Source organism: Myroides odoratus (assembly GCF_965118575.1).
GTDB classification, from domain to species: Bacteria; Bacteroidota; Bacteroidia; order Flavobacteriales; family Flavobacteriaceae; genus Flavobacterium; species Flavobacterium odoratum_B.
In genome coordinates this window covers 99267-120569 of record NZ_CBCPHW010000012.1, presented here as the reverse complement: position 1 = coordinate 120569, position 21303 = coordinate 99267, and the positions used below count along the sequence as shown (strand labels likewise).

19 protein-coding genes are annotated in these 21303 nt (G+C 35.0%); 6 read left to right on the top strand and 13 right to left on the bottom strand.

The features are described from left to right. Positions 1-73: 73 nt before the first annotated feature. The 7 genes from ACMHJ2_RS11515 to ACMHJ2_RS11485 form a co-directional block, all read right to left on the bottom strand. Positions 74-1108: an LLM class flavin-dependent oxidoreductase gene (locus tag ACMHJ2_RS11515; protein WP_413513005.1), complete on the bottom strand. Its 1035-nt coding sequence runs from the start codon at positions 1106-1108 to the stop codon at positions 74-76. Positions 1109-1241: 133 nt separating this feature from the next. Beyond that, complete coding sequence (gene lgt, locus ACMHJ2_RS11510) at positions 1242-2117, bottom strand: prolipoprotein diacylglyceryl transferase (protein WP_413513014.1); 876 nt, start codon at positions 2115-2117, stop codon at positions 1242-1244. 443 nt (positions 2118-2560) lie between these two features. Beyond that, positions 2561-3631: a hypothetical protein gene (locus tag ACMHJ2_RS11505; RefSeq protein WP_413513004.1), complete on the bottom strand. Its 1071-nt coding sequence runs from the start codon at positions 3629-3631 to the stop codon at positions 2561-2563. A gap of 126 nt (positions 3632-3757) precedes the next feature. Then, entirely contained in the window at positions 3758-4042 is a 285-nt protein-coding gene (locus ACMHJ2_RS11500) for a GNAT family N-acetyltransferase (RefSeq protein ID WP_413513003.1), read from the bottom strand. A gap of 6 nt (positions 4043-4048) precedes the next feature. Further along, positions 4049-4450: an OsmC family protein gene (locus ACMHJ2_RS11495; RefSeq protein ID WP_413513002.1), complete on the bottom strand. Its 402-nt coding sequence runs from the start codon at positions 4448-4450 to the stop codon at positions 4049-4051. Between the two features lie 3 nt (positions 4451-4453). Next, positions 4454-5371 (bottom strand): pirin family protein, encoded by a 918-nt coding sequence (locus ACMHJ2_RS11490; RefSeq protein WP_413513001.1) that lies wholly within the window; start codon positions 5369-5371, stop codon positions 4454-4456. Positions 5372-5538: 167 nt separating this feature from the next. After that, the gene (locus ACMHJ2_RS11485; protein ID WP_413513000.1) at positions 5539-6510 is read right to left on the bottom strand and encodes a hypothetical protein; all 972 of its coding nucleotides are present in this window, start codon (positions 6508-6510) and stop codon (positions 5539-5541) included. A gap of 153 nt (positions 6511-6663) precedes the next feature. Here ACMHJ2_RS11485 and recG point away from each other — a divergent pair, with 153 nt between their 5' ends. After that, entirely contained in the window at positions 6664-8766 is a 2103-nt protein-coding gene (recG, locus tag ACMHJ2_RS11480) for an ATP-dependent DNA helicase RecG (protein WP_413512999.1), read from the top strand. A gap of 242 nt (positions 8767-9008) precedes the next feature. On the opposite strand, the gene ACMHJ2_RS11475 is transcribed toward recG, so the two are convergent. After that, complete coding sequence (locus ACMHJ2_RS11475; RefSeq protein ID WP_413512998.1) at positions 9009-11093, bottom strand: LTA synthase family protein; 2085 nt, start codon at positions 11091-11093, stop codon at positions 9009-9011. A gap of 197 nt (positions 11094-11290) precedes the next feature. Here ACMHJ2_RS11475 and ACMHJ2_RS11470 point away from each other — a divergent pair, with 197 nt between their 5' ends. The 5 genes from ACMHJ2_RS11470 to ACMHJ2_RS11450 all read left to right on the top strand — a co-directional run bounded on the left by ACMHJ2_RS11470 (position 11291) and on the right by ACMHJ2_RS11450 (position 17561). Next, entirely contained in the window at positions 11291-11965 is a 675-nt protein-coding gene (locus ACMHJ2_RS11470; protein WP_413512997.1) for a response regulator transcription factor, read from the top strand. Continuing rightward, positions 11962-13239 (top strand): sensor histidine kinase, encoded by a 1278-nt coding sequence (locus ACMHJ2_RS11465; RefSeq protein ID WP_413512996.1) that lies wholly within the window; start codon positions 11962-11964, stop codon positions 13237-13239. The genes ACMHJ2_RS11470 and ACMHJ2_RS11465 overlap by 4 nt, the downstream gene beginning before the upstream one ends. Before the next feature lie 108 nt (positions 13240-13347). After that, complete coding sequence (locus tag ACMHJ2_RS11460) at positions 13348-13827, top strand: ecotin (protein ID WP_413512995.1); 480 nt, start codon at positions 13348-13350, stop codon at positions 13825-13827. Positions 13828-14125: 298 nt separating this feature from the next. Next, a complete protein-coding gene (locus ACMHJ2_RS11455) occupies positions 14126-15481 on the top strand; it encodes a sensor histidine kinase (RefSeq protein WP_413512994.1) in 1356 nt (451 codons plus the stop codon). A 49-nt stretch (positions 15482-15530) separates the two neighbouring features. Then, positions 15531-17561 (top strand): ATP-binding protein, encoded by a 2031-nt coding sequence (locus tag ACMHJ2_RS11450; protein ID WP_413512993.1) that lies wholly within the window; start codon positions 15531-15533, stop codon positions 17559-17561. On the opposite strand, the gene ACMHJ2_RS11445 is transcribed toward ACMHJ2_RS11450, so the two are convergent. The 5 genes from ACMHJ2_RS11445 to ACMHJ2_RS11425 form a co-directional block, all read right to left on the bottom strand. After that, positions 17548-18237: a metallophosphoesterase family protein gene (locus ACMHJ2_RS11445; RefSeq protein WP_413512992.1), complete on the bottom strand. Its 690-nt coding sequence runs from the start codon at positions 18235-18237 to the stop codon at positions 17548-17550. The two genes, ACMHJ2_RS11450 and ACMHJ2_RS11445, sit on opposite strands and share 14 nt — an antisense overlap. Positions 18238-18252: 15 nt before the next feature. Then, positions 18253-18744: a 3'-5' exonuclease gene (locus tag ACMHJ2_RS11440; RefSeq protein ID WP_413512991.1), complete on the bottom strand. Its 492-nt coding sequence runs from the start codon at positions 18742-18744 to the stop codon at positions 18253-18255. Between the two features lie 101 nt (positions 18745-18845). Then, positions 18846-19262 (bottom strand): CBS domain-containing protein, encoded by a 417-nt coding sequence (locus ACMHJ2_RS11435; protein ID WP_413512990.1) that lies wholly within the window; start codon positions 19260-19262, stop codon positions 18846-18848. Between the two features lie 131 nt (positions 19263-19393). Then, complete coding sequence (locus ACMHJ2_RS11430) at positions 19394-20188, bottom strand: helix-turn-helix domain-containing protein (RefSeq protein ID WP_413512989.1); 795 nt, start codon at positions 20186-20188, stop codon at positions 19394-19396. A 6-nt stretch (positions 20189-20194) separates the two neighbouring features. After that, positions 20195-21301 (bottom strand): MBL fold metallo-hydrolase, encoded by a 1107-nt coding sequence (locus tag ACMHJ2_RS11425; protein ID WP_413512988.1) that lies wholly within the window; start codon positions 21299-21301, stop codon positions 20195-20197. Positions 21302-21303 lie beyond the last annotated feature (2 nt).

Below are 21303 nucleotides of genomic sequence, written 5' to 3'. Positions count from 1 at the left end.
AGACTGGATTTCTCCAATCTCTTTGAACCAAAAAATCTATAAAAAACAAATTTAACTATTTAGGCTAGTATTTTTACTTTTTCAGGGCTTTTTTTACCGCTGGGGCTACTTTTGTTCCCAATAATTCAATAGATTTCATCAACATTTGATGATCAGGCGCCCCAATATCCATGTGCATTAACCAACGGGTTAATCCAAACATTTCTTGGTGGTATAAAATCTTATCGATTACTTGATTGGCATCTCCAATAAACAAAGCCCCTTCTTTATCTCTACCTCCTTCATATTGCCCGTATGTATACGGTTGCCATCCTCTTGATGAGCCTATTCGGTCCATTTGCCCTTTGTATAGGTCAAAATAATCTTTGGCTAATTGATTGCCATCTACCCCCACTAAACCGTGCGAATGCGTCGCTATTTGCATTTTACTCGGATCATGTCCCGCGGCGATATACTCTGCTCTATAATAATCAAAAAAAGGTTTGTATTGTTCAGGCATTCCACCAATAATAGCAAAAACTAAAGGCAATCCCAATTTAGCAGCACGTAAAACAGACTCTGGTGTTCCACCTGCGGCAATCCAAACATCCAAAGGCTTTTCTGCTCGCGGAAATACTTGTTGGGCTTGCAAAGAAGCTCTGTGTTTTCCTGTCCAGGTTAAAGGTTCTTCACTTGCATTAATTGCCAACAACAAATTTAATTTCTCCGTAAACAATTCATTATAATCATCCAAATCATAGCCAAATAAAGGAAATGATTCAATAAAACTACCGCGTCCAACGGTAATTTCCGCTCTTCCTTTGGATAGTAAATCAAGGGTTGAAAATGATTGATAAACGCGAACAGGGTCATTCGAACTCAAAACGGTTACCGCACTAGTCAGTTTTATGTTTTTCGTAACACTCGCTGCTGCTGCCAAAATTATATCAGGCGAAGCAACAACATAATCTGGTCGATGGTGTTCCCCTATTCCAAAAACATCAAGTCCCACTTGATCCATTAATTTGACCTCTTCAATTAATTCGCTTACTCTTTGCTGTGGAGAATGATATGTATTCGTTTGTTTATCTAAACGCAAATCTCCAAACATGCTGATTCCTATTTCCATAACGTTGTGTTTTTTGTATACTATAAAGTTACAACCTCTGAGGTCTAAACGCCCTTAACCTACATTAAGTAAAAGAGAAGTAAAAAGAAATAAAAAAACCTTTTAACGGTTAGGTTAAAAGGCTTGGTATTTATTATTTGTTCACTTGTTCTTCTATCTTCGGTTTGACATCAACCATTTGTAGTGGGGCATCTTCTTTGGGTCTTCGTAAACTCCAGATCACCAACACTAAGCCTACAACCATGAAAGGAATACTCAAAATTTGTCCCATATTCAATACCATTTGATCTTCAAATGCCACTTGGTTTTCTTTAAAATACTCTAAGATAAAGCGCGCAGTAAACATGAAGATTAAGAAAAGTCCAAAAAGCAATCCTTTGTATCTCGCACAGTTCTTTTGATATAAAACATATAAAATGACCGTTACCGCCAAATAAGCGAAGGCTTCATACAATTGAGTTGGGTGTCTAGCTATTGCATCATCTCTCAAAAAAACAATACCAAATAGTGAATCGGTAGGTTTACCGTAAATTTCTGAATTCATAAAATTCCCAAATCGAATAAATGCGCCTGTAATTGGAATTGCTATAACCAATCGGTCTAAGAGTTGCAATAGATTGGTTTTGTATTTTCTACAAAACAGCGCTAAACTGAGTAAAACGCCTATCGCCCCCCCATGACTCGCTAAGCCCATGAATCCTACGAAATGATAACTTCCCTCAACTTTGGCAATCGGCAAGATAATTTCTAAGGGATGTTGAGAATAATACGCAAAGTCATAAAACAAACAATGTCCCAATCGAGCACCTACAACGGTTCCTATGGCAATATAAACCAAAAGCACGTCCAAGTACTTAATGGCTATCTGTTCTTTACTAAAAATTCGCTTCATGAATTGATAACTCAAAATCATTCCTAGTGCGAAAAAAACGCCATAATAGCGAATAGCAAAATCTCCTATTTTAAAAATCTCCGGATCTACGTTCCACGTAATTAAACTCATACTCATGCCTTCTTCTTTAGCTCTCTTTTGTCGAGATTCCAAAAGTAGAGGAATTGAAGGCAAAAAAAGAAAACTTAACATTTTTTTGGTAGTAAAAACTAGTCCTAAACTTTAATTAATTGGTACTTGAAATGACGTACCGCATCAGTCTCTTTTATCTTTATTTTGTAGATGTGTTCGACGCAACCTTTCGTGTCCTCAGAGGGACACACGATGTGATTTTACGTTGCTTTGTGGCAGCACACTGGAATATATAGGAAAAAACCTTTCCTCGCTTAGAGCAACCCTGTTAAACTAAAAAATAAATGGTTTGGAAAAAGTACTTTTTCCAAACCATTTATTACTATATTTAATAATGAAGTTACTATTTAAAAACGGTCAACCCTATTTAGGGACATTCACCCATAACCCATAACTCATCACCCATAACCCATCACCATCACTGTAAACTAAACCCCTACTTCATGTTGTAAAACATATACTTTTTGGTATTTTTCTTTTCGCGCTTTGCGCGAATGAAAAACGATACCTATTTTAGTATCTGAGATAGGACTAATCGAAGAAACAGCCAAATCATTGGTTTCTAGATTCAATACTTCTTGAGATAACAGGTTTTTATACCCGCCTTTATTTTTATTGTATACCAATTCAACCAAATTATCATTGCGTATTACCAACCAACCATTTCCGTATTCGGTAGTAAATTGAATAGCACTTGTTTCTTCATTTAAATGTTGCGGGTGCCAAGTTCCAAAAAACTCATCCTCTAAATTGTATAATTCTCCATACAAGCAATTTCCTTCTTCATCGATTTCAACCAAACCTATTTCACCATTTTCCTCACATAGCAGGTATGATTTTTTATCAAAAGACAAACTCAAAGCTTCATGTACAAAAGGGAAGTCAAAATCTAAAACTCTATTGCGGATTTCTTGGCCACTTTCGTTAATTTGACGGTGTAGCCATCCAGACTCCACCTCAGTAATTAAGTGTATTTCATTATTTTGAACGCATACTTTATTGCCTTTAGGCATTGGAATACTAATTTGCTTTCCACCTGTAATCGCATACTCATTGAACGTTAAACAGGTCATGATATCCTGTTGGCTTTCTTTCCAAATATCTACTTCATAAAAAATAGTAGAGGCTTTAGTACATCCCACAAAACGTCCCGCTATGTTTTTATCAAAACTAAACTGTTCTACGGTATTGCGTTTAAAAATAGGAAGTATTTGTCGAGAGGCTGTTTCCTCTTTATCTCCGACAACAGCCACATAATTGGCTGCTAAAGGATTTAAAAACAACGTGGGTAAAACCCCTTCCGATTCAACAATTTCCCTTTTATTTCCTTCCTCATCAACCAACGTATACACCAATTCGAACGACTCAGGGTCTTCGGAATCTGTAAATACGTAGTTTGCTACTAATAAGCCTTTTTTAGCCCAACAGCTTCCCATTGCCTGTATAGCAAAAGGTACTTCAATTGTTGAGAGTAATCCAAATGATGTTTTTTCATTCATAAAGCGATAATTATAGCAGTTAGACTTAGCTACAAAGGTAAAAAAACTTAGCAGACAAAGGAATGCATTGCCTCCTTTTTTGTCTACTGCCTCATTTCTTTCAATTCGTACTACTTCTTTTTACTTTTAAGCGCGTAGATCTGCTAATTCTGGATGCTTATCAAACATTGCTTTAGCAAATGGACATAAAGGCATTACTTTTATCTTTTTCTCTCTTGCAAAAGGAACAACCCCTTCTTGTAAAAGCTGTCCACCAACGCCTTGTCCTTTAAATGCTTCATCAACATGCGTTGAATCTACAATTATCATCGCTTCTCCTGCCACGCTATAGGTCATTTCGCCTGCTTTTTTGCCTTCTATCCAAGCCGTAAAAGCGCCTTTATTTTCGTTGTGTTCGTGTTTTATTTCCATATTTTTTTAGTGATTTATTGCCGTTTCGATGGTTACATTGCCTGTTAGTACTTTGTGTACGGGGCATTTCTCAGCAATCACCAACAAGCGTTTTTGCTGATCTTCATCTAATATACCTCCTTTAAAGTGAATTTCCCGCTTAAAATGGGTCTGTTTATTCAATTTATCTTCGATCATTTCGACTACTACACTAATTTCATCTACCTCCCAATTCTTCCGATTGATATACATGCGAAGCGTTGCCGCGGTACATGATGCCAAAGCAGAGGCTAGTAATTCAAAAGGATTCAATCCTGTATCTCCCCCACCCATATCTATGGGTTCATCACTACTAATTCTGTTTTTACCTGCTTGAATTTCGGTTTGATATAAGGTAGTTCCTAAGGTAGCTGTTACTTTTACTTCCATTGCTTACTTTGTTTTATTTCTAAAATTTTTCATTCCTTCCGGAAAAGGCACATAGCTCTTAGCATCACCAGGTATTAGAGGAAATGCTTCATAGTTTTGATTGATCCAGTCTTGTTTAGCTTTTTCTAGACGCTCCCCATCGTGAGAAACAAAATTCCATAGAATATAACGTTCTTCTGGTAAAGGATCACCACCAAAAATATACACGGTAGTATTGGGTTCCATGTCAAATTCACATAGCGTACTATCGTTGGCAATTAAGATGTTTTTTGAACCATACGTATGTGCGCCACTCTTTACCTCTCCTTCTAGAATATACATCGCGGCCTCTCCAAATAAGCCTGCGCCAATATTAATCTTCGCGGCCTCTTTGGATTTAATTTCAATATAGTACAATGGACTGTGAACGGGAACGGGAGACGTATGTCCCAAGGCTTTTCCTGCAATTAGTTTATAAGCAACGCCATTTTCTTCCCAACTTGGCAAATCTTTGGCTTCAATATGAGTAAATGACGGTTCTGTTTCTTCTAATTCTTTAGGTAAAGCAATCCAAATTTGCAAGCCATGTAATACTGTATCTGGTTTTTCTTGGCGTATATTAACGGGCATGCGTTCTGAGTGAACTACCCCTTTTCCTGCTGTCATCCAATTCACGGCTCCTGGAGTAATTTCTATATTACTTCCCAAACTATCTCGGTGCATGATAGAACCTTCAAACAAATAGGTTAATGTGGATAATCCGATATGAGGATGAGGATCGACGTCTAAATTATCGTGTTCCTTTACTGCAGCAGGTCCCATATGATCAATAAAGGCAAAAGGTCCTACGGTTCTCTTTTGACGAAAAGGCAATAACCTTCCCACTAGAAAATTACCTATACTAGCGGCTCTTTCTTCAATAACTAAATCTACATTTGACATAATTTGCTTGGTTTTATATGTTTATTTTCTCTGAGGTAAAAATACATTCCTTTTTTTACCTATCCACTTAACCTACGTTAAGTCCTTCTAAAATACAACAAATTACCTTGATTTACCAAGCAAATTTAACCGTTACTTGTCTAGCAAACGCAAGCTAGAATTAAAACTTACTTTCGTCTCAATCGAAGCTTATACATAACTTCTAAACTTACTACGTGATTGTTAATCCAACCTTTGGAAGCGCCCACCTCGTAAAGCGCTGGTTTATATGAGAATCCAATGTGTAAATTTTTAATAAGTTCTAAGTTAGTAGATAGCACTAAACCAACCACTTTTTGTTTGCTTTCTAGATCAAACACACTATTATAGTCTCCCTCTTCTACCAAAAACTCATTGCTCCCTCTGAATATACCATATCCAACAGTAAAACGATTAAACTGGTGGTGATTTTCTAACTTTACGGTATAAGAGCCCAAGATTCGATCATTAAAAAAAGGAAGAAATGCAATGTTATTATTTGCCGTTAAGTCTAAACTTAAATAATTTTTATCGGTGTAGTAATAGCTAAAACCAATTCCTCCATACCCCATGCCAAAGCCTGTTGGTTTACCACCGTCTTTGGGCAAATCGAAAGATAAATAATTAAAAAGCGCAAGAGTTCCATTAAAATAAATATCACCTTTTTTGGTATCTGGTTTATAAGCAAAGTACTTATCTACTCTATACTTCATTTTCTCGACTTTTTGTTTCCTTTTCTTACTACCGTCAATCACTCTATCGTCTTCATTTGGATCTAAATAAATTTGTTTGGGATAAACAAAGCGCTTTGGGTTCGTTAAATCAATGACAAACCCAATAGGAGCAAACATAAGTCCTCCTAAATTATACACAATCTTCCCATCAACAGTTGATTTAACGGTATAGTCTAAAGCAACCGAATCGGTGAGAAGAGTTACCTCTATATCTTTTTTGGAACGCAGCACCTCTAACCGCAAAGGCAATTTATATACAGAATCTTGCACTTTTACAGATTCCTTATTCGTTGTGCTATACAAGTAAATCGCTTGATTTTTTTTATTAAAAACTGTCGCACAAGATGTTAGGGTTAGTGCTAGTAAAAGCACCAAAGCATTCCTCATTACTTTTGTTATTTTTTGTTAAATATAAATAAATAAAATCACAATACAAGTAAAAAATGAATGCACTAAATTGCTATGGTTTCTCTCAATCGCATTTTAGTTTTTCTGTCAAAAACCCGTATCTTAGTGCTTTCAACCAGATTCCACTTAAGAATGAATACTAACTTACTTGACACCCCCATTGAATACTTAAAAGGTGTTGGTCCTCAACGGGGTGATTTGCTCAAAAAAGAATTAGGTATTTTTAAATACAGTGACCTGTTGCATCTTTATCCCAATCGATATATTGATCGCACGCGTTATTATAAGATTAATGAGCTTACAACCACTTTAGCGGAAGTTCAAATCGTGGGTAAGGTCATTCACCTTAAAACCATAGAGCAAAAAAGAGGCAAGCGATTAGTTGCCACTTTTACGGATGGAACAGGACAACTGGAGATTGTTTGGTTTCAAGGATTCAAATGGATTCATGAAAATATAAAGCTCAATACGCCTTATGTTATTTTTGGCAAGTTAAATCACTTTAACTATACCTATTCGATGCCGCATCCTGAAATGGAAACGGTAGAAGAACACCAAAACAATCTGGCTTCAACGATGCAGGCGGTATATCCTTCTACTGAAAAATTAGGCGCACGGATTTCGAATAAAGCCATGAATAAATTAATGCATCAGCTTATTCAGGAAACGCATCCGCTGTTTCGCGACTCCTTACCGGATGATTTTCGAAGTAAATTGGCCTTAATGCCGATGAATCAAGCCATGGTCAATATTCATTTTCCAAAAACGCCTGATTTATTAAATAAAGCGCAATTTCGATTAAAATTTGAAGAGTTGTTTTACATTCAAATGCAGCTTTTAATTAAAAATATCGCACGCAAAGGAAAAATACAGGGCTTCCCTTTTACACAAGTGGGAGACTATTTCAATACTTTTTACAACCATCACCTTCCCTTCCCGCTCACAAATGCCCAAAAACGAGTAATCAAAGAAATCCGAAATGATGTAGGTACGCCTGCGCAAATGAATCGCCTTTTACAAGGAGATGTTGGGTCTGGGAAAACAATTGTTGCTTTTATTAGTACCCTATTTGCCTTGGACAATGGTTTTCAGGCTTGTATTGTTGCACCCACTGAGATTCTAGCAACCCAACACTTTATTGGTATTTCTGAACTGGCAGAACCTTTGGGTATTCGGGTAAAATTATTAACAGGTTCTACAAAAACAGCGGAGAGAAGAAGCATACACCACGATTTAGAAGAAGGTAGTCTACATATACTAATTGGTACGCATGCTTTATTTGAGGATAAAGTGATCTTTAAAAATCTAGGACTAGCCATTATTGATGAGCAACATCGATTTGGAGTGGAACAACGTTCCAAGCTTTGGAAAAAAAATACAATTCCCCCTCATGTTCTGGTGATGACAGCCACGCCAATTCCCCGTACTTTAGCCATGAGTTTGTATGGTGATTTGGATATTTCTGTTATTGATGAATTGCCTCCTGGACGTAAACCGATTCAAACTATGCATTATTTTGAAGGTAAACGCCTGGCAGTTTGGCATTTTATTAAACAAGAAATCGCCAAAGGCAGACAGGTTTATATTGTATATCCGTTGATTGATGAAAGTGAAACGCTGGATTACAAAAACTTAATGGAAGGATATGAAGGTATTTCGAGAGATTTTCCGCTACCGCAATACAGTGTAAGTATTGTACATGGGCAGATGACACCTGCTGAAAAGGATAGAGAAATGGATCGCTTTGCCAAAGGAGAAACAAATATTATGGTGGCCACTACGGTTATTGAAGTTGGCGTTAATGTTCCCAATGCATCGGTGATGATTATTGAAAGTGCAGAACGCTTTGGCTTATCGCAACTTCACCAATTAAGAGGCCGCGTAGGACGGGGTGCAGAACAAAGTTTCTGTATCTTAATGACTGGAGATAAATTAAGCAACGATAGCAAAATACGCATGGAAACGATGTGTCGCACCAATGATGGGTTTGAGATTTCAGAGGTCGACCTGAGACTTCGTGGACCTGGAAATATTATGGGAACACAACAAAGTGGAACACTACCCCTAAAAATTGCCGATTTGGTTCAAGATCAGGAAATCTTACATTATGCTAGGCATCAAGCCATACAGCTCCTCAAAGAAGATCCTACTTTAGAACAACCCAATCATAGCAAAATTAAAGAAAAACTGCATCGCTTAAATCAAGATACGAGTATCTGGAATTATATTAGTTAGTCTGGGTAGATATAGAAATGAATACTGAGAAATACGAAAAACGTAATGCAACTCAAGGAGCTCCTATTGATAAGCGAATGGTAATGCCTTATCTGTAGTACACGTCTTGTTTTCTCTCAATAAAACAAAGACATTATAACAACATTACAACGGCTTTGACACTGGATGAATGATTTGAGATGCCCTTCTTTTAGCCATATAATAGGCTATCGATGAATCATCGATAGCCTATTTACATTTTTTTACTTTTTTTGAATACTCGATATTTGATAATTTGCTACTGCTTTTTGAACCAAAACTGTATCTAATTGCAAGCTTTTATCCATTAGATAAGTACCATCCCCTTTTTTCTCAACTTTAAATTGCTCCACTTTTCTATTAGGGGATAAGACGGTTAAAATATCTTTTTCTAAATAACCTAAATTTTGATACGTAGCGATAAAGGCTCGTTCTTTATACTCTTTATTGTAAATATTTTGTCCAAAAAATTTAGAATCGTAAGAAAAATGGAGTAAACCTAGTAAAGTTGGCATCACATCAATTTGTGAAACTAGGCGTTTTTCCTGTTTAGGTTCAATAAATCCCGGAGCATAAATCATCGCAGGAATATGATAGCGCTCTAAAGGTAAACTGGCTTTTCCAGCACTTGAGGCGCAATGATCGGCTATAATAACAAACACCGTATCTTTAAACCATGGTTTCATTTTGGCTTGTTCTATAAATTTACCTATTGCATAATCCGTATATTTTACGCCTCCATCTCTAGATTGAGCCTGACCTGAAATATCGATTTTACCTTCGGGATAGGTATAAGGTCTGTGGTTACTCACCGTCATAATATGACTAAAAAAAGGAGTGCCCTTTTGAGTATTGGCATCAAAAATTTGCAGCGCTTTTGTAAACATATCTTCATCACATACGCCCCATATATTGCTAAAAGTAATGTCTTTTGCTACGAGGGAATTTTTATCCAATACCTCATAGTTATTTCCACTGAAGAACGTTTTCATATTATCAAAATAACTATCCCCTCCGTATAAATATTGCACCTGATATCCCTTATTTTTCAACAGCTTCCCTACAGAAAATAAATCTGTATTATTCTCTTGTTTAACCAAACTTTCTCCTGCACTTGGCGGTCTAGATAGCGTAACCGCTTCCAATCCACGTACTGTGCGGTTCCCTACTGCGAACAAATTGTCAAAAACCAAACTTTCCTTGGCTAATTGATCTAAATTCGGAGTAATTTGTTCTGTATTTCCATAGCGAGACATAAAAGAAGCACTTAAACTTTCAACGGTAATCAAAACAATATTTTTCTTTACGGCTGGCAAAGTATCCACAATATGCTGTTCATTTCCTATTCCCTTACTACCATAGATTGAATTAACTAGAGCCTGAGCTTGTTGTTCTTCCATTTTTTCGTAAAAATGATTGTAATCCAAATGACTACTTTTAAACGCTTGATAAAACTTATAACCACCATTCGCCTGTAATTCATTGTAATATACATTCTCTGTGGTTTGGAACTTTGTTGTATATTCCAAGATCCACAAACAACCTACAACCACTATAAAATATCCTAAAACCACACCAATTTTCTGCTTACCTTCCATCGGTTGTTCAAACGCTTTTTTCGTTCCTTTTACAACATAATAGGTCAGTAAACTTGCGGCAATCAAAACCCCTACAAGAATTGTTTTTATGGGATAGGATTCGGCTATATTTCCAACCACTTCATTGGTATAAATCAAATAGTCAACGGCTATAAAATTGTAACGAACACCAAATTCATCCCAAAACAAATATTCTCCTATAGCAACAAATTGAACTAAAACAATAGCATATATAAAAATAAGGCTCGTATAAACGACATAGCTCCAGGCGGATCGAATTTTAGGAATAAATAAGCGTAGACCGAAACTCAGTGTTTTAAACAAGAAAAAAGACTGAGCGATGGTAGGAACAACATTGCCATATTCGTGAAATATGGTATTAAAAAACAACACATAAAAAAGTAGAGCTACATAAATCCCAAAAATGATGTACCCCCATGGTTTTTTATACTTTGTATGCGAAATGGAGATTAATTCTAACCCTATAAAAAAACAAAGAAGAAACGCAAAACAGAAATCATTGACTAATCCCAATAAACACAATTTAAAAAGATACAGCATATTCAAATCCTCATGAACGTGAAATGCCAAGACAATTCGCAATAAAAACCCCAAAACAAGGGCAAGACTAATTACGCGTTTAAAAGTTCGCAATAGCAAGTTCAAGCAAGAAGTGATTGGGGTATTAACTAAACGTTTTACTATATTCATAATGGGCTTGTTTTTTAATCTATTCTACCTACATTTGATTCTAATACTAGAATTTAATAGCAAAAAGAACCATTCATTTTGTAGAAATTTTGAATTTTATAAAAGTTTTTATTTTTTTAACAACCAAAAAGTATTCCAAACTAAAATTCAAAATTTCTATAAAATTGTATTTTATCTTTGTCTAAAATCCATTCCTTATGAAAGTATTAATTATTGAAGATGAGCGCGAACTATCAAACAATATGGTTCAATTTTTGGAGGCTAATTATCTATGTGAGCAAGCCTTTACCTTTCATCAGGCGATTGAGAAATTAAAATTATATTCGTATGATTGTATTCTATTGGATTTGGGATTACCTGGTGGCGATGGTCTTTTATTACTCGAAAAAATTAAAAAACTAAACCTAGATAGTTCAATCCTGATTATTTCTGCTCGAAATGCTTTAGAAGATAAAATACGCGGGCTTGAACTTGGAGCGGATGATTATTTAGCGAAACCTTTTGCCTTGCCAGAATTGAGCATCCGAATTTACGCACAGTTAAGAAGGCGTTTAGCAACAGCTACCAATGAATTAACTTCAGGAAATATAACGATCAATTTACTCAGTAAACAAGTATCAATAAATAATGAGCCTCTTTTGTTGACTAAGTCGGAATTTGCTTTACTTTTATTTCTAATTGGCAATAAAAAACGAGTGGTTTCTAAAAATGCAATTGCAGAACATCTTTCGGGAGACATGGCAGATATGTTAGACAATCAAAATTTTGTCTATGCTCACATCAAAAATGTAAAAGCCAAACTCAACGATCATGGTTGCACTTCTACAATAAAAACTATTTACGGAACTGGCTATCAATGGATTGAAGAATGAAAAGTTTATTAAACACCTATCAACGCTATTTTATTTTATACACCAGCCTTTTGTTATTAGGCTGCTCCCCCCTATTCTATTGGGTCATGGAATTCTGTTATGCTGAAGATTTAGATGAACTGATTGAGTATCGCACCCACGACTTTACAAACAATCGCCTCAATGAACTCACTATTCAAGAAATTGATACGTGGAATTTTTATAATTACGATCTAATGATTTTGCCTTTTGATGCGACGATTACCGTTGATAAACCGCAATTAATTTCTTTTTTTAACCCTGCAGAAGGCTATGCCGTGGGTTATCGAACGTTGTATACCCCGATTGTTATTGAAGGACAATCCTTTCTTTTACGTTCTAGAATTGCCATGGTTGAACCTGGAGATCTTCTAAATACGCTACTCTATGAATATGGGTTATTCATTCTCATTTTCTTTTTGTCAATTGTATTGATTCAAAAATTTTTAGCTAAAAAACTATGGTCTCCCTTTTATACAACCCTTAATCAAATTGAAAACTACAATCTTGAAAAAGAGAACATTCCAGAATTCAAACCAAACAATACACTAGAATTCAATCGATTAAATAGAAACCTAGCACATTTAATCGAGAATAACCTCACCGTTTACAAACAACAAAGAGTGTTTATTGACAATGCCTCTCATGAATTGCAAACCCCTTTAGCTATTTTTAAATCTCAATTGGATTTACTTCTACAGGATACGGATTTAACCCAAAATCAAATGCAGCTCGTTCAATCGCTATACAATGTTTCTTCTCGTTTTAATCGATTGAATAAGAATCTTTTGCTTCTGGCAAAATTGGAAAGCAATCAATTTCAGCATTTTGAATGCATCAATCTCTCTGAAATTTTAACTGCTCAACTCAATTTCTTTGAAGACTTAGCTACTGAAAAAAAGATTCAGTTTATTCGTAAAATTGATTCTACCATACAGGTTAAAGGCAGTTATACCCTACTTGAATCTCTTTTTAGTAATTTATTATCCAATGCTATTAAATATTGCAATGTAGGAGGAAACATAAACCTTACCCTCAATGCTACAAGTTTTACGCTGTGTAATACAGGCGATTTTCCCTTAGATTCAACTCGTATTTTTCTGCGCTTTAATCGAGCAACAGAAGAAAAAAATGGCACAGGTTTAGGACTATCTATTGTTCGCGAAATAAGTCAATTGCATCAGTGGCACATTCAATATTCGTATCAATCAAACAACCATTGTTTTACTGTTTTATTTACTCCTTCAAAAATATAAACCCGGCTCTTGATCTAAATCTTCGAAGCCTAATGTTTTGCAAAAATCCTGAATAAAAGCTAATTAATCCTTATTTTTGTTCTATTAATTCTTAATAAAAAAAATAGTATGAAAAAAGTAATCGGATTTTTAATTGTTTTTTTAAGTTTGACAACGGTGAGTATGGCACAAAAAGTAGATGTTTCTATTTTTCCAAAACCTGAAAAAGGGTACAAACAGATGGTAATTGAAGTACCACATTCCGCACAAGACAACAACAAAAAAATTGAATTTCGCGTAGGTAAATTCATGGAAGTTGATGGATGTAATAACTACGGATTACAAGGGACATTAGAAAAAAAGGATTTACAAGGTTGGGGCTATGATTACTATGTATTCCAAACAAAAGGAGATGTCGTATCTACTTTAATGGGGTGTCCTGATGCACCAAAAAGACATTTATTCGTATCAGCTAGTCCAGAAACTACAAGATACAATGGAAGAATGCCAATTGTAATTTACGTACCTGAAGAATATGAAGTAAAGTTCAAAATCTTTACTGCAGATCAAGATGAATATGAAGCTCTAGAGGTTCGCATAAAAAAATAAACGGCCTAACAGCAAGTACAAAAACCAGAAAGACTATTTCCTTTCTGGTTTTTTTATTTTTAAATGCCCGATTTTAAAATCACATTTCCCAAAATAATAGTACCTTTGTCAAGATTGAAATTTTAACATAAAGGGCAAGAAAAAGTGCAACATAATTCCTTGTTTTTATACTTAAAAAAGGAATATCTTTAGGAGATACAGAAAAGCCAATAAAATATTAAAGCATAAACTGTAGCAAATAACAAAATATATCTATTAATATTAACCTAAGGATAATGTACGCTCAAAAGACTATTTAATGAAAATTCGCACTCGATTATCTCTTCAGTTTTTAGGTTTATTTACTAGCTTACTTTCTATTGTATTGATTGCAATTTATTTTGTTGTTGCTAATCATTGGCAAAAAAACTTCTTTAAACAATTAGAAGATCGTGCCTATATTGTTGGTCATAACTATTTAGCTGAAGACAATTTTACGTATGCTGAATTTCAAGAAGTTTTGCGAAAATTTCCACGAACACTGCCCAAAGAACAAATCCGAATCTATACGCTTGATTTTAATCCTATTTTCATTCAAGAAAATGAATTGAAATGGGATAAAAATATCTTACAAGCCGTGGTTGATGATAACAAAGTTTGGTTTAAACAAGGGGATGAATATGTATTTGGGGTTTTGTATAAAGATAACTCTGGGGATTATATTGTGATGGCTAAGGCTATTGATCAAACGGGACTAGATGCTTTACAACAATTGCGGTCAATTATGTTAATCAGCTTACTTATTGCTTTGCTAATTACCTTTATTCTCTCGCGCTTATTTGCAGAAACCTTTTTGAAACCTATAAAAAAAATCATCCATCACGTTCAATCTAGACATGTAGATACCTTGGCTGAGCCTATTTCAACAACGGAAATGTCCAAGGATGAAATCCGCATCTTAAGTGAAGCAATCAATACTTTATTCGAACGACTACACGAGTCTTTTGAAAATCAAAAAGCATTTGTAGCCCATGCCTCTCATGAACTAAAAACACCCATTGCCGCCATACTAGGTACGGCAGAAATTACACTAAACCAAGAAAGAGATCCCGAAGCGTATCAACAAGCTTTACAGCGTATTATTCAAGATACTATTTATACCGATCAAATTATCAATAATCTATTAACACTCACAAAATTAGATCAGATTAATTATGATTTATCACCTATTGATTTTGAAACTTTTTGGTGGAATACAATTGATAATATTATCCTTCACAACAAGGATTTAAAACTAAATCTCATTCTAAAAACGACAGAAGAACTGCATAAATTGCATATTAAAGGCAACCAGCAACTCTTAGGACTTGCTATATCTAACGTTATTTTAAATGCTGATAAGTTTTCGTTTAACCAAAAGATAGATTTAATCCTAGATACGACAAGTACCGCAATTATCATTCAAATTAAAGATAATGGGATTGGAATCAAAAAGGATGATCTTGAAAAATTAACCTTGCCTTTTTATCGTTCTGCCAATGCGCTTCCTATTCAAGGAACAGGACTAGGTTTGTCCTTGGCTTTCAAAATTATCAAAATTCACAAAGGAGAATTGACTATCGAATCAGAACTGGGCCAATATACTTTAGTAACGATACAACTGCCTAAAAACTAGCAAATACTTCTTAACAACAACAACAACAACAACATAACACTCCCATTTCATGTTTATCAAAAGGTTTCCTCCTCCTAACTATTTTTGTCTTCTTTTTCTAGCACTATTTCTCGTAACGAGTTGCCATCAAAAGCAAAATACACATCAAACCGATTTAGATAATCTTTATGCGTTGAAACGCACCCCTGCACAAAAGGATAGTATTTCTAAAAAACACGAAGCTGCCGTATCCGCTCTATTACAATCACCTACTGTACTTCCACAACAAGCCCATCTAGATAGTCTCATCAAACAATTGCGTTGGAGTAACAATGAAAAATCTTTTTTTGCTTTAGTTCGCCTAGCAGAAACTGCAGCAAAAAAACAACGTAATGACAATCGTTTAGCCAATCTTTACGAAGATATTGCTGTCTTTTATCACGATGAACAAAAATTAGATAGCGCTTATGCCTATTACTTAAAATCAGAAGTTCTCTATGGAAAAAATGGAGATAGCTTAGCCCTCGCCGAAAATATTTTTTACCAATCGCGCTTATTATATGAAGCGGGATTCAGTAAGGAATCTGAAAACAAATTGTACCAGGCCTTAAAACTACTTAAAAATACGCCCGATAGCCCCATTTACATTGAGGCGAACCAATTAAAAACCTTTTACTCCACAGATTATTCTCAATACGAAGATGCTCTACAAACCTTATTTGAGACTTACAAAGAGTTAAAAAAAGATGAAGGGCAATACAAAGTTCTTCCGATTGAAAAATACAAGCCTGCAATAGCTAATTTATTAGGAAATATTGCTCTTTTCTACCTGGATTTAAATCAATATGAACAAGCAGAGAAGTATGCCTTAGAAGGGTTGAGTTACTACAATAAAAACGTTGACACCAATCAATTATATGCCCATTTGAGTACCACGTATTATCTCGCTCTTTACCACCAAGGAAAAAACAAAGATATTATTGACTCATTAATTGAATGTTATACTATTTATACTCGATTAAACCACCCGTATTATCTCGTCGAATCTTGTCTTGTTATTTCTGGGGTATACTTAGATTTAAATCAATCGGAAAAATCTTTAGCATGGTTGAAAAAGGCGTATGATTTAGCAGATAAAAACAATCTTCTAAAACAAAAAAGAGATATTATCGAGCAAATTCTCCTATATCATAAAGAACAACAATCTTCGGAATACATTACGGAATTAATTGAACTTTCCAATTTATTAGAAAATACAAAGGCAGAAACAAGAGGAGCTTTTGCTAAAATAGAGTATAACTCTTTTCTTTTAGAGCAAGAAAATAAGGCCTTAAAACAAAGGTTATATTTGTTTTACATGGGGGCTTTTATCGTGATTGGCAGTTTGCTATTTTTTATTATTTGGATTCGCTTGCGCAATAAAAATAAAGATCTAGTACATACCAATACTAACAAATCTAAAAATGAACAGATTCTAAATCTATTGATTGAAAATAATACGATCGAAAACATAACCATTGTAAAAGAGCGCAATCGAATTGCCAAAGATTTACACGATGGCATAATAAATAGCATTTTTACGCTTCGTTTCAACGCACAGTTATTAGAAATTTCCAATGAAAAACTAAAAGATATGCTCGTTGATGAATTAAGTCAACTAGAAAATAAAGTGAGAGATATTTCGCATTCATTTGCATTACAAAGTGCTTTTAGAAATAAATCATTTGAAAATTTACTCACTGAATTAGTCAATAAACAATCTAACCGAAACAAGACTAGCTTTTCCATTACTTTTGAAAAAAACCTTTACTTAGAGCAATTAAGTACCCTACAGAAAGTTAATATTTATCAAATTATTCAAGAAGCATTTCAGAATGTAAACAAGCATGCGAAAGCGAGTCAATGCAATCTTAAAATTACGAAGGGTGAAAATTGCCTTGTTGTCCGTGTGAAAGACAATGGGGTTGGAATTCAAAAATCGACAACCCGAGGTATTGGTATCAATAATATGAAAGAAAGGGCTCAACTTATTAATACAGACTTAAAGATTGTATCTAACCCAAACAAAGGCACGCAGATTATCTTGTTTATTGCTTATTAATTTTCACGCAATCTCTCTGATCTGTTGGAATATGAATAAAGGTGTGTATTGTTGCTGAATTTTCAATTCTAATTGCCGTTAAGCCAAAACCATAGTAAGCACCTGTGTCTATATTCCATGAATTGGACAGTGGGTTATAATGGGCTTGATTAGAAAGTAAAGGAGTATGTCCGTGAATCTGTAATTTACCTATATTGCGCAATGCTTTTCGATTCCATACTACACTATCTTCAGCTGCTTCCAAAAACGGGTTTTCTGTTGTTGTGATGCCTGCATGAGTAACCATAAAGTGAGGTGTTTCATAGTATAGAGGTAATTCCATTAACCAAGCGAGCATATCTGAGTAATGAATTCCTGCGTCTTCAAAATCTAGCAGGGTTAAATCCCCGCCTTGACTGGTCCAATTGTCATTGGTTCCATCTTGAATATATTGGATCAATTCTGCTTCGTGATTTCCTTTCAGAATGACGATATTTTCATAGGTATGCATCAATTCCATACATTTTTTTACAACTTTAGCGCTGTAATTACCCCGATCAATCAAATCTCCAACAAGAATCAATATCTCTTGCTCCTTGTTCCAACTTTTCAATAGCCTACTAAAGGTATAATAACACCCGTGAATATCGCCAATAATTAAACAATTCATTCTTTTCTCCCCTATTAAGTTTCTCATGCTCAACGGTTAATTTTAAAAAACGCGTAGAGCAATATGAGCACATGCTTCAGCATCTGCCAAGGCATGATGGTGATTATTTAGTTTAAATCCTAAATATTCAGCTACTGTATTGAGTTTGTGGTTCGGTAAATTTGGAAATTCACTTTTGGCTTTCCGGAAAGTACAGTAGAAAGAATTCTGGTGAATAGGCAAGTTATAATTTGCTAATACTGCTTTTAAACAACTTTGATCAAACGCACTATTATGGGCTACCAATGGCAAATCTTTAATACGCGTGCGCAAATACGCCCATATTTCAGGGAATTCAACAGAATTTGCGGTATCTCTTTGCGTTAAACCGTGAACTTTAGTATTCCAATAGCTATAAAAATTAGGCGTTGGTTTAATGAGTTCGTAATACTTATCGACAATTTTGCGATTCTCTACAAAGACCAATCCAATACTACAAACACTACTTCTGTGTTCATTGGCGGTTTCAAAATCTAAGGCAACAAAAGAATTCATTTTTATTTATCTTGTTTGATTACAAAGGTACGATTTTGTCAAAACAAAAAAGCCTTCTATTCTAAGAATAGAAGGCTAAAAAGCAAATCTCAGGTATTGTATTAATACTGAGCAATTAAATAATTAATTAGGTCAGTTGTTGTTACAATTCCAACTAATACCTTGTTTTTATCTACCACCGGCAAGGAGTGAAATTGTTGTTCAACTAGTAATTCAGCTACTTCTTTAATTGTTACGTCATCTTGAACCACAACAGGATTGACCGTCATAATATCTTCTAACTTATAAGCATCATAGATTGCATTAATTGCTTCTTCATTCATATCGGCTGTACTATATCCTATACTTAAGATATCATTACTCGATATAATTCCTGCTAATTGTTCTCCTTCTACAACAGGGATATGTCGAATCTTATAATCCACAAATAGTTGATTAACCTCACTTATCTTTTTTGTTGTAGGAACAGCAATTAATACTTTCGTCATGATTTGGGAAATAGGTACTCTTTGTTTCATAGTCTTTTTTTTAACTAGTATAAAGTTCCCACTTTAAATGAAGATAAAGGATGATACTTAACAGCTTTATACTTGTTTTTTTTTCGTATCTTCTATTGGTTTTTTGCCTACTACCAAAGATAAAAACAAGTCTACCCTATAGCAGAAGGATTGCGTCCAAATTTTTGCTTGAAAGCATGAGAAAAGTGAGAGAGTGTTTCAAACCCAACCTCAACATATACCTCTTTAACTTTCATTCCTTTATTTTCTAACAAATAATACGCCTCTTCCAGCCGTCTATTTACTAACCATTTATTAGGTGAAGAATGAAATATTTTTTCAAAATCGCGTTTAAAAGTAGCTAAACTTCGCCCCGTTAAAAAAGCAAATTCTACCAAAGGAATATTAAAGCGAAAATGGGTATTCATATAACTTTCTAAATCTACTTTTCCAGGTTGCGTAAAATTAAATAGGATATGTTTTAAGTTCTCATTGTGGTGCAACAGCAAGTAAATGATTTCCTTTTTTTTGAGTTCGATAAGATTCTGATCCATCGTTTTAAAAGAGAACCAATTTCTTAAGGCGGTAAAATAATCACTAATCAAATCATCGGGTTCTAAACGTATCAAATTAGCGGTGCTTTTTTTTTCGGATTTATAGCCGTGATTTAAAGTGAAGTCTTGCAAAATTGCTTGATCCAAGACAATGGAAATAGCCTGAAAAGCTTCGTCCTTATGAGGGTACTTAACGAAGCGAATCAGCGTATTTTTTCGGCATATAAGGATATCACCCTTTCGATAAAAGTACTTGGTCTTTCCATCGAAAGCTTCTAATTCACCTGAAATAATAAAAGAAACCCCCTGTTCTTTTATTAATTGCTCTCCAGATTTTGTGCTCTTCGAATAGCAAGCGAGCTGAATGCCAAAAAAATCAACGAACTGTTTCATGTATCTCTATTTTTTCCACCAATAGGTAGGTTGAGTTTGCATCTGATCTAAGTTAACACTTTCTCCAATCTTAGGCGTTATAATAGGAATATTTTCTTGTACACTCCATTTCGAAATTTGCTCCAAAGGCTCATCCCAGGCATGATTTGCCAACACAAACTTAGCAGAATGTACAGGAAATAAAACGCGTGCTTGTAAGTCTTTAGTAGCTTGGATGACTTCCTCTGGCATCATGTGAATGAATTTCCAGCTTTTGTCATATTGTCCATTTTCGAGTATAGCTAAATCAAAAGGACCGTACTTCGCTCCTATTTCTTTGAAATGCGTATCATATCCACTATCTCCGCCTAGGTATATCTTTTTGGCGGGGCTCTCTAATACAAACGAGGTCCACAGTGTATTAGCGGAGAAAATACTTCGCCCTGAAAAATGACGAGCGGGTGTTAGTGTTACCTTAAATCCATCATCTAGTTCAACCGTATCCCACCAATCGCCTTCTATAATTTGTTCTGGCTTATACCCCCAATATTCTAAATGCTCTCCTACGCCTAATCCACATAACACCTGTTTTACTTTGGGTTGTAATGCTTTTAGCGTTTTATAATCCATATGATCGTAATGATCATGGGTAATAAACAAGAAATCAATAGCGGGTAGCTCTTCAACGGTAACAATATCCGTTCCTTCAAAAGACTGGGTTCCACCTGGTATTGGAGAAGCACTACCACTAAAGACGGGATCAACTAAAATAACCTTATTTTCCAATTTTAATACATAGGAAGAATGGCCAAACCAAACCAATTGTGCTTGACTTTTTTGCACGAGGTGCCAATCCACTGCTTGGGAAGGAATTGCCTGTTTAGGCTTAATTTGTTTGGATTTACCAAATACATAGTCATACAAAGCGGTAGTTAAGCTTTGAGTCAATTGAGGCGTATGATTCTGATTTTGAAATTTTCCTTTTCTGTAATTTCTTGACTCTTCTATTCGCTGTAAACGATCTCCTGACGGGCGTTTACCAAATTTTGGATGCATCATATATAAAGTTGTCATTGCAAGTAAACCAACGAAAAAGTATCCCGTTATTTTGGCGTATTTCTTTTTGTTTTTCACTG